The following is a 13,003-nucleotide window of genomic DNA, read 5'->3' as shown; positions in this document are numbered from 1 at the left end:
ACTGCGGCCGCCCATGCCCTCGCTTCCTCCCGTCACCAAGGCCTTCCTGCTCAGTTGCGTGGGGCTGTTCTGCCTGTTCGAGCTGCTGCCCTGGCTGGAGCCCTGGTTCGCGCTGTGGCCGCTGCAGACCGGGCTGTTTCTGCCCTGGCAGTTGCTCACATACGCCTTCCTGCACGGCAGCTTCACCCACCTGCTGATGAACATGCTGGGGCTGTGGATGTTTGGCAGCGAGCTGGAGCGTGTGTGGGGCACCAAGCGCTACATCCAGATCCTCATCGCCAGCACCTTGACCGCGGCCGGCGTGCAACTGCTCGTCACCTACCTGATGCACTCGCAGGCACCGACGGTGGGGGCCTCGGGTGCCCTGTTCGGTCTGCTGCTGTCCTTCGGGATGCTGTTCCCGAACCGCATCATCGTGCCGCTGATCCCGCCCATCCCCATGAAGGCCAAGTACTTCGTGGCCATCTTCGGCGGCATTGAACTGCTGCTGGGCCTTGAGACACGCAGCAGCGTGGCCCACTTCGCCCACCTCGGGGGCATGCTGGGCGCCTGGCTGCTGATCCGCCACTGGCGCTCGGCGCGGCGTTAAGGCAGCGGGTGGCGTAGCCGCAGGCGCAGCTCGCGCTTGACGCGGCGGTTGTCCAGCCGGCGTGATTCGCTCCAGAAACTCAGGCTCAAGGGCGTCAGCTCCCGCGCGGCCTCGACCCGGGTGATACGCCGTGGCCGCGGCAGGCCCGCCTGGTCGGCGACGTGGTCAAAGTAGTCGCCCATCAACAGCTCGCTGTCGTCGCAGACATGCCAGACCCGCTGGCTCCAGCCGGCAAAGAGGGCCCGCAGGCAGGCGCGGGCCAAGTCGTCGGCGTGGATGTGGTTGGTGCAGACGTCCTCACTGGCGACCAGCACCGGCTTGCCGGCACGGACGCGCTCGCGCGGGTCGCCGCCCGGGCGGTCTGCCGCATAGATGCCGGGGGCACGCAGGACGGAAACACGGGCGCCAGTCTCGCGGCCGAACCGGCGCAGTTGCTGCTCGGCGTCCACCCGCCGCCGCGCCCGGTCGGTGGCGGGCGCCACCGGACGGGTCTCATCAAAACGCGCCCCGCCCGCATCGCCATACACGCCAGTGGTGCTGACGTAGACCAGGCGCTGCGGCGCCGAGCGCGCCAGGCTGCGCAGCAGCTGCCGGGTGCGCGTGTCCTGCTGGCCGTGACCTTGCGGTGGTGCGAGATGGAGCACGGCGTCGGCGAGGCCCGCCAGACGGCGCAGGGACGCCGGATCGTCGAGATTGCCGAGCAGCGGCGTGGCGCCGGCAGCGCGCAGTGCCTCGCAACGCTCGGGTGACGAGGTCAGCGCGTAGACCTGGCAGCGCCCTGCCAAGAGACGCAGCACACGCAGGCCGACATCGCCGCAACCAATGATGAGAAGGCGCAGGGGCATGGAGAGCATGGAGGACAATGCGAGGCAGTCTACGGCCCTGTTGGAGGCTGCTGGGCCATCTCCATTTGTCCCGTGACATGAGCTACCAGATCACCGTCCAACCCGCCGGCCGCCAGTTCAGCGTCGAGGCCGACGAAACCCTGCTTTCCGCCGCCATCCGCCAAGGTGTGGGCCTGCCCTATGGCTGCAAGGACGGCGCCTGCGGCTCCTGCAAAAGCAAGCTGCTGGAAGGCCGCGTCAGCCTCGGCAACCACCAGGCCAAGGCGCTGTCGGCCGAAGAAGAAGCCGCCGGCTTCATCCTCACCTGCTGCGCCCGCCCCGAGACCGATTGCCAGGTCGAGGCCCGCAGCGTGCCGGGTGCGGGCGAGTTCCCCATCGTCAAGCTGCCCACACGCGTGATCAGCATCGAGCGCCCGGCCGACGATGTGGCCCTGCTGCGCATGCAGCTGGCGGCCAACATCAACTTCCAGTTCCGCGCCGGACAGTACGTCGAGTTCATCCTGCGCGATGGCGCGCGGCGCAGCTATTCGATGGCCAACGCCCCCCACAGCCTGACCGGCCAGATCGAACTGCACATCCGCCACATGCCGGGCGGCAAGTTCACTGACCATGTGTTCTCCGCCATGAAGGAGAAGGACATCCTGCGCATGGAAGGCCCCTTCGGCAGCTTCTTCCTGCGCGAGGACTCAGCCAAACCCATCGTGCTCCTGGCCAGCGGCACCGGCTTTGCGCCGATCAAGGCCTTGATCGAACACGCCCGCCACACCGGCAGCCAGCGCCCCATGGTGCTGTACTGGGGTGGTCGCAAGGCCAAGGACCTGTACCTGAGCAGTTGGGCCGAGCAGGTGGCCAAGGAATGGCCGCTACTGCGCTTTGTGCCCGTGCTGTCCGAGGCCGATGCGGGCTGGGCCGGCCGTACTGGCTTCGTCCACCAGGCGGTGATGGCCGACCTGCCCGACCTCTCGGGCCATCAGGTCTACGCTTGCGGTGCGCCGCTGATGGTGGACGCGGCACGGCGAGACTTCGTCGAACGCTGTGGCTTGCCGGAGGACGAGTTCTTTGCCGACGCGTTCACGTCGGAAGCCGACAAACACGCCGCTTGATGTTTGAGCCGCCCTGGACCCCCGCCGCCACGCTGGCTGACTCACTGCGCAGCAGCGGCCACGCCGTGTTGCATCCCGATGACCTTAGCGTGGCCTTGGGCTGCCAGGCCAGCGAACTGGCCGCGCTGCAGCCCAGCTGGGGCTCGCTGGCCCCGGACGGCTATCTGCGCGACGGCGGGCGCTACCGCTTCCGGCGCCACGGCAGCTTTGTGGCTGAAGGCGATCAGCTGACCCAGGCCCCGCACCGCGCGCACTGGCAGCCGGTGGACTACAACGCCCTGCACGGCGGCATCGAGCGCTGGTTCGTGCCCCTGCTGCCCGAGATCACGGCCACCGACGTGTGGCGCCGCCTGCTGCTCGGCCTGGCCCGCGTGACGAGCCAACTGCATGGCGAGCGGCCCTGGTTCATCGAGGCGCATCAGTTCCGCATCGACGCGAGCGAAGGCATTGGCCGCCCGACGCCCGAAGGCGCCCACCGCGACGGCGTGGACCTGGTGGCTGTGTTCCTCGTCGAGCGGCGCGGCGTCAAGGGCGGCGAGTCGCGCGTGTTCGAGGCAGCAGGGCCGCAAGGCCAGCGCTTCACGCTGACCTTGCCCTGGACCGTGGTGCTGCTGGACGACGCCCGCGTGATCCACGAGACCACGCCCATCCAGCCGCTGCAAGCGGGTGAGCCCGCCTGGCGCGACACCTTGGTGGTGACGCTCAGGCGCGGCGGCTTCCAGGACGCGTTGGCCTACTCGCCCAGGTAAGCGGCCCGCACGCGCGGGTCGTTCAAGAGGGCCTGACCCTCGCCGTCCATCGTGACCTCGCCGGACTCCATCACGTAGCCGCGGTTGGCCAGTTGCAGCGCGCGGCTGGCGTTCTGCTCGACGAGCAGCACGGTCACGCCCTGCTTGTGGATGTCGGCCACCACCTCAAAGATCTTGTCCACCATGATGGGCGACAGGCCCATGGACGGCTCATCCAGCAGCAGCACCTTGGGCCGGGCCATCAGCGCGCGGCCCATGGCCAGCATTTGCTGCTCACCGCCGCTCATGGTGCCGGCCAGCTGCGTGGCGCGCTCCTTGAGGCGGGGGAAGAGACCGAAGACCTTGTCCATGTCAGCCTGCACCTCGCCGTCCTTGCGGGTGTAGGCGCCCATCAGCAGGTTCTCGACGATGGTCATGCGCGTGAAGGTGCCGCGCCCCTCGGGCACCATCACCAGGCCCAGCCGCGCCAGGTCCCAGGCACCGCGGCCCTTGATGGACTGGCCGAGGTACTCGATGTCGCCATCGGCCGGCGGCTGCAGGCCGGTGATGGCCTTGAGCGTGGTGGTCTTGCCGGCGCCGTTGGCACCGATCAGCGAGACCAGCTCGCCCTCGCGCACCTCGAAGCTCACGCCCTTGACGGCCTGGATGCCGCCGTAGGCCACCTTGAGGCCGCTGACCTTGAGCAGGGTTGTTGCCATGTCGTCCGTCCTGCTCAGTGATTCTTGTGACCGGCGCCCAGATAGGCCTCGATCACTTTTTCGTTGCGCTGCACGTCATAAGGCGTGCCCTCGGCAATCTGCTTGCCGTAGTCGAGCACGGTCACGCGGTCACACAGGCCCATCACCAGCTTCACGTCGTGCTCGATCAGGAGGATGGTGCGGCCGTCCTTGCGGATGCGGTCGATCAGCTCGCGCAGCACGACCTTCTCGCTCGCGTTCATGCCGGCGGCGGGCTCGTCCAGGGCGATCAGCTGCGGGTCGGTGGCCAGTGCGCGGGCGATCTCCAGGCGGCGCTGGTCGCCATAGCTGAGCGTGCGTGCCTTGAACTCGGCATAGCGGCCGATGCCCACGTAGTCGAGCAGCTCCTGCGCGCGGGCGGCAATGGCGGCCTCCTCGGCCCGGCAGGCCTTGGTGCGCAGCACCGCCCCCAGCAGGCCGGCCTGCGTGCGCACATGCCGGCCCACCATCACGTTCTCCAGCGCCGTCATCTCGGCAAAGAGGCGGATGTTCTGGAAGGTGCGCGCAATGCCGGCCCGTGCCACCTGGTGCACGGCCTCGGGCCGGTAGGCCTGGCCCCCGAGCTCGAAGCTGCCGCCATCGGGCGTGTAGAGCCCGGTGATGACGTTGAAGAAGGTGGTCTTTCCCGCGCCATTGGGCCCGATCAGGCCATAGACCTGGCCGCGCTCGATGCTGAGCCCCACCTCGGACAGCGCCTGCACGCCGCCAAAGCGCTTGCTGGCACCGCTGACCTTGAGAACGATCTGGGATGTCATCGCGGCGGCCCTCACTTCACGGCGGCCGGAGCCGCCTTGCCATGCTCGGGCGAGGGCCACAGCCCGCGCGGCCGCACCAGCATGATGATGATCATGGCCAGCGCGATCAGCAGCTGCCGCAGGATGGACGCATCAATGCGCCCGCCGGTCATGCTCTGGATGTCGCCCGCCACATAGCGCAGCACCTCGGGCAAGGCCGCCAGCATCAGGGCGCCGAGGATGACGCCCGGCAGGTGCCCGAGGCCGCCCAGCACCACCATGGCTACGATCATCACGCTCTCCTGCAGGCTGTAGGACTCGGGCGAGACGAAGCCCTGGAAGCTGGCAAACAGCACGCCCGCCACGCCGCCGAAGGTGGCCCCCATGCCGAAGGCCAGCAGCTTGAGGTTGCGGGTGTTGATGCCCATGGCCTTGGCGGCGATCTCGTCCTCGCGGATGGCCATCCAGGCCCGGCCGATGCGCGACTTCTCCAGCCGGTGGCAGATGACGACGAACAGCACCACCAGCGCCAAGAAGAGGTAGTAGTACAGCGTCACCGACGAGACGCGGAAGCCCAGCACGTCCAGCGGCCGGCCGAGGTTGATGCCGAGCACTTGCAGGCTGTCGATCTGGCCAATGCCGCGCGGGCCATTGGTGATGTTGAGCGGCTGCTCCATGTTGTTCAGGAACACACGGATGATTTCGCCAAAGCCCAGGGTCACGATGGCCAGGTAGTCGCCGCGCAGCTTGAGCGTGGGCGCCCCGAGCAGCACACCAAAGAAGGCCGCCAACCCGGCCCCGAGCGGGATCACCAGCCAGATCGGCATGTGCAGGCCGTTCGGGAAGACGCTGTGCATCCAGGCGAAGTTCTCAGCCAGGTGCGGGCTGGCGAGCAGCGCGAACATGTAGGAGCCCACGGCGTAGAAGGCCACATAGCCCAGGTCCAGCAGCCCGGCGTAGCCCACCACGATGTTGAGGCCCAGGGCCAGCATCACGTAGAGCAGGGCCAGGTCCATGATGCGCACCGGGCCATTGCCCAGTTGCTGGGCCAGCAGGGGCAGCGCCACCAGGGCCACGGCGGCGGCGATGAAGGCAGGCGTCTTCTTGATGGTCATCGCAGCTCCCTCAGGCTCGGTCTGCCACGCGCTCGCCCAGCAGGCCCGAGGGCCGCAGCGTGAGCACCAGGATCAAGGCGACAAAGGCAAAGATGTCCACGTAATGGCTGCCCAGCACGCCGCCCGTCAGCTCGCCCAGGTAGCCAGCGCCGATGGACTCCAGCAAGCCGAGCAGCACGCCACCCAGCACCGCACCGGCCAGGTTGCCAATGCCCCCCAGCACGGCCGCCGTGAAGGCCTTGAGCCCGGGCAGGAAGCCCATGGAATGCTGGGCAATGCCGTAGTTGGCCGCCCACATCAGCCCGGCCACGGCGGCCAGTGCGGCGCCGATGACGAAGGTGGTGGAGATGATGAAGTCGGGCTTCACGCCCATCAGGCCAGCCACGCGCGGGTTCTCAGCCGTGGCGCGCATGGCCCGGCCCAGGCGCGTGGCGCTGACGAGGTAAACCAAGCTGGCCAGGATCACGACCGTGAGCCCGAGAATCAGGCACTGCGTGACCGTGATGACCGGCCCGCCCAGGCTGATGGGGTCGGACGGCAGCAGGCGCGGGAAGGGCTTGGGGTTGGGCTTCCAGATGATCATGGCCAGCACCTGCAGCAGCAGGGACATGCCCATGGCCGTGATCAGCGGCGCCAGGCGCGGCGCATTGCGCAGCGGCCGGTAGGCCACCTTCTCGACCACGAAGTTGAGCACGCAGCACACCAGCACCGCGCACACCAGGCCGATCAGCATCAGCACCCAGCCCGGCAAGCCCGAGCCCTGCAGCGCGGTGATCACGGTCCAGGCAGTCAGCGCACCCACCATCAGGATCTCGCCATGGGCGAAATTGATGAGGTTGATGATCCCGTAGACCATGGTGTAGCCCAGGGCCACCAGGGCATACATGCTGCCCAGCACCAGGCCATTGATGACTTGCTGGAAGAAGGTCTCCATCCGACTCACTCCTCGGCCACCAGGGGCGGCCATGCATCGCTATCCAGCAACAAAAATGCCTGCCCTAGCAGGCAGGCCCGAAGGAAATTCTAGGAGCCGGGTCTGCCAGGCCTTGGTGCGTGGAATCCCGCATCGCCAGGGCGCCCCGTAGGTGCTGGCGCGGCTCAGTCGCCGGCCGCCTCATTCAGCCGACGCAGCTCGGCCAGCTTCTCGCCGATGCGTATCTCCAGCCCGCGCGGCACGGGCTCGTACCAGGGTGCGCCCTCGACGCCCTCGGGCAAATAGGTGGCGCCGGCCGCAAAGGCGCCGGGTTCGTCGTGCGCGTAGCGGTAGGCCTCGCCGTAGCCCAGGTCCTTCATGAGGCGCGTAGGTGCATTGCGCAGGTGCATGGGCACCGCGCGGGTGCCGTCCTGGGCCACCAGGGCCTTGACGGCACCGAGGGCCTTGTAGACGGCATTGGACTTGGGCGCGACGGCCAGGAAGACCGCCGCCTGGGCCAGGGCCAGCTCGCCCTCGGGGCTGCCCAGGCGCTCGAAGGCCTCGGCGGCGTCGAGCGTCATGCGCAGCGCGCGCGGGTCGGCCAGGCCGATGTCCTCGCTGGCCATGCGGATCAGGCGGCGCGAGATGTAGCGGGCATCCACGCCACCATCCAGCATGCGGACCAGCCAATAAAGCGCCGCGTCGGGATCGCTGCCGCGGATGGACTTGTGCAGCGCGGAGATGACGTCGTAGAACTGCTCGCCGCCCTTGTCGTAGCGGCGCAGCTGCTCGCCCAGCGCGCGCTCCAGCAGCGCCTCGTCGATGGGCCCGCCCTGGGCCAGGTTGACGGCGCTCTCCAGCGCATTGAGCAGGCGGCGGGCGTCGCCATCGGCATAGCCGGTCAGGCGCTCAGCGGCGGCGGCGGTGGGCGGCGCCACACCCAGCAGCTGGCAGCCGCGCTCGATGAGCTGCTGCAGGTCGGCCGCCTCCAGGCTCTTGAGCACCTGCACCTGGGCGCGCGAGAGCAAGGCCGAGTTGACCTCGAAGCTTGGGTTCTCAGTCGTGGCGCCGATGAAGGTGAACAGCCCCGCCTCGACGTGCGGCAGGAAGGCGTCCTGCTGGCTCTTGTTGAAGCGGTGCACCTCGTCCACGAAGACCACGGTGCGGCGCCCTTGGGTTGCGGCTAGCTGTGCGCGCTCAACGGCCTCGCGGATCTCCTTGACGCCGCCCAGCACGGCCGAGATGGCGATGAACTGCGCGTCAAAGGCGCCCGCCACCAGGCGGGCCAACGTGGTCTTGCCCACGCCCGGCGGGCCCCAGAGGATCATGGACTGCAGCCGCCCGGCCTCAAAGGCCACCCGCAGCGGCATGCCGGGGCCGAGCAGATGGCGCTGGCCGATGACCTCGTCCAGTTGGCGCGGGCGCAGGCGCTCGGCCAAGGGGCGCTGCGTGTCGGCGTCGGCGGCCCTGGCCGCAGGTTCAGCGGCGGGTCCGGCAGCGGCGGCCAGCAGGTCAGGGAACAGCGATGCGGACTCGGCGCTCATGTGCGCATTGTCGGTGCGGTGCTCAGGCCGAGTGGGTGGCGTTGCCCGCCAGTGCGGCGGCGCTGAGCTGGTCAGCCAGGCTCTGCTCGGGCACGAAGACCTCGCCCAGGCCGTCTTGCCGCAGCAGCGCGGCCTCGTCCTCGCTGGCGGCGCGCAGCAGCACGCGGATGCCCGGGTTGAGCGTGCGGGCGGTCTCGACCATGCGGCGGGCTTGAAGACTGTCGCCGCCCGCCACGATCAGCAACGCCGCTTGCGCGATGTGGGCTTGCACCAGCACGGCGGGGTCGCTGGCGTCACCCAGCACGGCCGCCTGGCCTTGCGCCCGCAGCGCCTCGACGGCCTCACGCAACTGCTCAGCCACCACGACGGGCCGGCCGGCGGCGCGCAAGCTGCGCAGCACGTGTGTGCCAACACGGCCGTGTCCCACCAGCACCACCTGGTCTTTCAGATGCTGCGCCGTGGTGTCCATGGGCAGCACGGCCAGGGGGTCGTCACGCTCCTCCATGCGCCGCGCCCAAGCGGAGCGGGCGAGCAGCCAGCGGTGCAGCGGCTCCAGCAGCGCAAAGAGCGCGGTGTTGAGGGCGATGGAGATCAAGGCGCCAGCCAGGATCAGGCTTTGCCCTTCAGCCGGCAGCAGCTTGAGCCCGACGCCCAGGCTAGCCAGGATGAAGCTGAACTCGCCAATCTGCGCCAGGCTGACACCCACGGTCAGCGCGGTGCTGAGCGGGTAGCGCAGCAGCAGCACCAGGCCCACGGCCGCCAGCGTCTTGCCCACCAGGATCACCGCCACCACCGCCGCCACGCGCAGCGGCTCCTGCACCAGCACATGCGGGTCGAACAGCATGCCCACCGAGACAAAGAACAGCACCGCAAACGCGTCCCGCAGCGGCAACGATTCGTCGGCCGCACGGTGGCTGTACTGCGACTCGCGCATCATCATCCCGGCGAAGAAGGCACCGAGCGCGAACGACACGTCGAAGAGCTTGGCCGCGCCCACCGCCACGCTGATGGCCACCGCAATCACGCACAGCGTGAACAGCTCGCGCGAGCCGGTGCGCGCCACCGCATAGAGCACGCGCGGGAACAGCCAGCGGCCCACCAGCAGCATGCTGGCGATGAAAGCGCCCACCTTGGCCAACGTCAGGCCCACGGCCAGCAGCAAGCCGCTGGAGGCCCCGGCCGAGGCGGCATGGCTGGCAGGGTCCAGCAGCCCGGCCAGCGGCGGCAGCAGCACGAGCACCAGGACCATGACCAGGTCCTCGACAACCAGCCAGCCCACGGCGATCGAGCCATTCGGCGTGGCCAACTGGCCCCGGTCCTCCAGCGCCCGCAGCAGCACCACCGTGCTGGCCACCGACAGCGCCAGGCCGAACACCAACGCCCCGCCCACGCTCCAGCCCCAGGCCTGGGCGAGCGCAAAGCCAAGCAGCGTGGCCACCCCGATCTGCACCACGGCGCCCGGCACGGCAATGCGCTTGACGGCCATCAGGTCAGCCATCGAAAAATGCAGGCCGACGCCGAACATCAGCAGCATCACGCCCACCTCGGCCAATTGGCCGGCCAAGGACAGGTCGCCCACAAAGCCGGGCGTGAACGGCCCGATGGCCACGCCCGCCAGCAGATAGCCCACCAAGGGCGGCAGGCGCAAACGCGCTGCTCCGTAGCCCAGCACCATCGCCAACCCGAAACCGGCCGCCAAGGTCGCAATCAGGGAGATGTCGTGGGGCATAGGGGCGGATCCTCAGGGTGAGTCGATGACGTCGGTGCCGGGCGGCGCGACAAAGCGGAAGCGTTCGGGCGCCACGCTGGCATTGGGCACCAGGGCGCTGAACTGGATCAGAGAGCGTTGGCCAAAGCCATCCTGCAGCTCGATGGCGGCCAGCTCGCGCCCCTTGAAGCCGATGCGCAGGCTCTGCACCACGGCGTCCGGCTGGCGCGGCACGGCTTGCACCCAGCTCATGCCTTGCGAATCGGGCTGGGGCTTGAGCTCAAAGTCTCGCTCGATGTTGGTCCCCGCCAGCAGGGCAGCGGGTGAGGCACCCAGCGCCTGATCCAGCTTGCGGCTGCTGGCTTGCTGCAGGTCGGGGTCGTACATCCAGACCTTTTTGCCATCGCCCACGATCAACTGCTCAAAGGGCTTGCTGTAGACGAAGCGGAACTGGTTGGGGCGCTGGAACTCAAAGCTGCCGGACGAGGTCTTCTTGCGCTTGCCATCGGGGGCGGTGACGGTCTGGGTGAACTCGGCCCGGCCGCTGCGCACGTCCTTGGCAAAGTCGCGCAGGGCCTCCACGGCGTCGGCATGCGCCAGGCCAGACACCACCATCGCAGCGCCCAGGGCCAGGGGTTTCAAGATCTCATTCATCTCGCTTGGGCACGATCAGTTCACGGCTGCCATTGGCCTGCAGGCTGCCCACGAGGCCAGAGTTCTCCATCTGCTCCAGCAGCCGCGCCGCGCGGTTGTAGCCGATGCGCAGATGGCGCTGCACCAGCGAGATGGACGCCTTGCGGTGCTGCAGAACGATGGCCACGGCCTGGTCGTAGAGCGCATCGCCTTCGCCATCGCCCCCACTGCCGGGCATCAAGGCATCGCCGCCCTCGCCGTCCAGCACGCCGCCTTCGAGGATGCCTTCGATGTAATTGGGCTCGCCCTGGCTCTTCAGGTACTCGACCACGCGGTGCACTTCGTCATCGGACACAAAGGCGCCGTGCACACGCACCGGCAGACCGGTGCCCGAGGGCATGTAGAGCATGTCGCCCATGCCCAGCAGGGACTCGGCGCCCATCTGGTCGAGGATGGTGCGGGAGTCGATCTTGCTGCTGACCTGGAAGGACAGGCGCGTCGGGATATTGGCCTTGATGAGGCCGGTGATCACGTCGACGCTGGGGCGCTGCGTGGCCAGGATCAGGTGGATGCCGGCAGCCCGGGCCTTTTGCGCCAGGCGCGCGATCAGCTCTTCAATCTTCTTGCCCACGACCATCATCAGGTCGGCCAGCTCGTCGATGACGACGACGACGAAGGGGAGGCGCTCCAGCGGCTCCGGCGCCTCGGGCGTGAGGCTGAAGGGGTTGGCGATGCTGTTGCCGGCGGCCTTGGCTTCGTCGATCTTCTTGTTGAAGCCGGCCAGGTTGCGCACGCCCATCTTGGACATGAGCTTGTAGCGCCGCTCCATCTCGCCCACACACCAGTTGAGCGCGTTGGCGGCCTGCTTCATGTCGGTCACGACGGGAGCGAGCAGATGCGGGATGCCCTCGTAGACGCTCATTTCCAGCATCTTGGGGTCGATGAGGATCAGCCGCACATCGCGCGCCTCGGCCTTGTAGAGCAGGCTGAGGATCATGGCGTTGATGCCGACCGACTTGCCCGAGCCGGTGGTGCCGGCCACCAGGCAGTGCGGCATCTTGGCCAGGTCGGCCACCACGGGGCTGCCGACGATGTCCTTGCCCAGGCCCATGGTCAGCATCGAGGCCGCATCGGCATAGACCTGGGAGCCCAGGATCTCGGACAGGCGGATGGTCTGGCGCCGCGCATTGGGCAGCTCCAGCGCCATGAAGTTCTTGCCGGGGATGGTCTCGACCACGCGGATGGAGACAAGGCTCAAACTGCGCGCCAGGTCCTTGGCCAGGTTGACGATCTGCGAGCCTTTGACGCCGGTGGCCGGCTCGATCTCGTAGCGGGTGATCACGGGGCCCGGATAGGCCGCGACGACGTGCACCTCGACGCCGAAGTCGCGCAGCTTTTTCTCGATCAGCCGGCTGGTCATTTCCAGCGACTCGGGCGTCACCGTCTCTTGCCGGCCTGGCGCGGCATCGAGCAGGTCCACCTGCGGCAGCTTGGCGTCGCCCGCCTCGACAAACAACGTGGCCTGGCGCTCCTTGGCCACGCGGGTGGACTGCGGCACCTCGATGACCGGCGGCTCGATCACCAGCGGCGCGTGCTCGATCTCGGCCTCGCGCTCGATCTGGCGCTCCACCTCGACCACCTGCTCGCGCTCCAGCGCCGCCTGCTCGCCCGCGCGCTGGTCGGCACGCATTTCGCGGCGCTCCTGGCGTCGCTCGCGCAGGCCTTCGACGCGCTCACCCAGGCGCTCGGCAACATGCCCCCAGCTGAAGCGGAAGGCCAGGGCCAGGCCCGCCAGCAGCAGGACGATCCAGAGCACACCCGAGCCCGCAAAGCCCAGCCACTTCATGCCCAGCGGCCCGAGGGTGTAGCCCAGCACGCCGCCGGCATGGCCGGGCAGACGCGCTTCCACGGCATAGAGCCGGCTCCACTCCAGCGCGCTGCTGGCCACGATGAGAACCAGCAGACCAAGGCCGACGCGCCAGGCGCCGCCAGCGCTGGCCGACTCGCCCCGCAGCAATTGCGCCAGCCGCGACAGCCAGGCCCGCAGGCCCACCAGCGGCAGCCACCAGGCCGAGAAGCCAAAGCTGAAGAGCAGGCCGTCCGACAGCCAGGCCCCAAAGGCCCCGAGCCGGTTTGCGGTGGGCGCCCCGTCGCCGCTGACGGTGAAAGCCGCGTCGCGCAGGCTGTGCGAGGTCAAGGCCACGACGACGGCCAGCCAGACCAAGGCCCACAGCCCCAACCACAGCGGGGCACGCAACATCTGCTTGGGGGCCGGCTCGGCGGCCTGGGCCGCACGGCGGGTACCACGCCGGGCACCCGCATCACGCTGCAGG

The 13,003-nt window shown here is 68.7% G+C and carries 12 protein-coding genes; 3 read left to right on the top strand and 9 right to left on the bottom strand.

Features of this window, described 5'->3' with window-relative positions; translation table 11 throughout:
• The first annotated feature begins 13 nt into the window (after window positions 1–13).
• Window positions 14–589 (top strand): rhomboid family intramembrane serine protease, encoded by a 576-nt coding sequence (locus ABDJ85_RS15740; protein WP_347705748.1) that lies wholly within the window; start codon window positions 14–16, stop codon window positions 587–589.
• Here the strand turns inward: ABDJ85_RS15740 and ABDJ85_RS15735 are convergent.
• Window positions 586–1,434: an SDR family oxidoreductase gene (locus tag ABDJ85_RS15735; protein WP_347705747.1), complete on the bottom strand. Its 849-nt coding sequence runs from the start codon at window positions 1,432–1,434 to the stop codon at window positions 586–588. The genes ABDJ85_RS15740 and ABDJ85_RS15735 overlap by 4 nt on opposite strands.
• A gap of 77 nt (window positions 1,435–1,511) precedes the next feature.
• Here ABDJ85_RS15735 and ABDJ85_RS15730 point away from each other — a divergent pair, with 77 nt between their 5' ends.
• Together ABDJ85_RS15730 and ABDJ85_RS15725 are read left to right on the top strand one after the other, a co-directional pair.
• Complete coding sequence (locus ABDJ85_RS15730; protein WP_347705746.1) at window positions 1,512–2,537, top strand: CDP-6-deoxy-delta-3,4-glucoseen reductase; 1,026 nt, start codon at window positions 1,512–1,514, stop codon at window positions 2,535–2,537.
• Window positions 2,537–3,286, top strand: a complete 750-nt coding sequence (locus tag ABDJ85_RS15725) for a 2OG-Fe dioxygenase family protein (RefSeq protein ID WP_347705745.1) — start codon at window positions 2,537–2,539, stop codon at window positions 3,284–3,286. Before ABDJ85_RS15730 ends, ABDJ85_RS15725 begins: the two co-directional genes overlap by 1 nt.
• Here ABDJ85_RS15725 and ABDJ85_RS15720 read toward each other — a convergent pair.
• The 8 genes from ABDJ85_RS15720 to ABDJ85_RS15685 form a co-directional block, all read right to left on the bottom strand.
• Window positions 3,271–3,984: an ABC transporter ATP-binding protein gene (locus ABDJ85_RS15720; RefSeq protein WP_347705744.1), complete on the bottom strand. Its 714-nt coding sequence runs from the start codon at window positions 3,982–3,984 to the stop codon at window positions 3,271–3,273. The genes ABDJ85_RS15725 and ABDJ85_RS15720 overlap by 16 nt on opposite strands.
• Window positions 3,985–3,998: 14 nt before the next feature.
• Window positions 3,999–4,778 (bottom strand): ABC transporter ATP-binding protein, encoded by a 780-nt coding sequence (locus ABDJ85_RS15715; protein WP_347705743.1) that lies wholly within the window; start codon window positions 4,776–4,778, stop codon window positions 3,999–4,001.
• An 11-nt stretch (window positions 4,779–4,789) separates the two neighbouring features.
• The gene (locus ABDJ85_RS15710; RefSeq protein WP_347705742.1) at window positions 4,790–5,872 is read right to left on the bottom strand and encodes a branched-chain amino acid ABC transporter permease; all 1,083 of its coding nucleotides are present in this window, start codon (window positions 5,870–5,872) and stop codon (window positions 4,790–4,792) included.
• Window positions 5,873–5,882: 10 nt separating this feature from the next.
• Entirely contained in the window at window positions 5,883–6,806 is a 924-nt protein-coding gene (locus ABDJ85_RS15705) for a branched-chain amino acid ABC transporter permease (protein ID WP_347705741.1), read from the bottom strand.
• 164 nt (window positions 6,807–6,970) lie between these two features.
• The gene (locus tag ABDJ85_RS15700; protein WP_347705740.1) at window positions 6,971–8,329 is read right to left on the bottom strand and encodes a replication-associated recombination protein A; all 1,359 of its coding nucleotides are present in this window, start codon (window positions 8,327–8,329) and stop codon (window positions 6,971–6,973) included.
• Window positions 8,330–8,351: 22 nt separating this feature from the next.
• Window positions 8,352–10,058 (bottom strand): cation:proton antiporter domain-containing protein, encoded by a 1,707-nt coding sequence (locus tag ABDJ85_RS15695; RefSeq protein ID WP_347705739.1) that lies wholly within the window; start codon window positions 10,056–10,058, stop codon window positions 8,352–8,354.
• Between the two features lie 12 nt (window positions 10,059–10,070).
• Entirely contained in the window at window positions 10,071–10,691 is a 621-nt protein-coding gene (lolA, locus tag ABDJ85_RS15690) for an outer membrane lipoprotein periplasmic chaperone LolA (RefSeq protein WP_347705738.1), read from the bottom strand.
• On the bottom strand, window positions 10,684–12,930 hold the full coding sequence (locus tag ABDJ85_RS15685) for a DNA translocase FtsK (protein ID WP_347705959.1): 2,247 nt from the start codon (window positions 12,928–12,930) through the stop codon (window positions 10,684–10,686). Before ABDJ85_RS15685 ends, lolA begins: the two co-directional genes overlap by 8 nt.
• Window positions 12,931–13,003 lie beyond the last annotated feature (73 nt).

Source organism: Roseateles paludis (assembly GCF_039872745.1).
Classification (GTDB): Bacteria; Pseudomonadota; Gammaproteobacteria; order Burkholderiales; family Burkholderiaceae_C; genus Pelomonas; species Pelomonas paludis.
The sequence above is the reverse complement of the archived record's forward strand: the minus strand, read 5'-3'. Positions and strand labels throughout refer to the sequence as shown.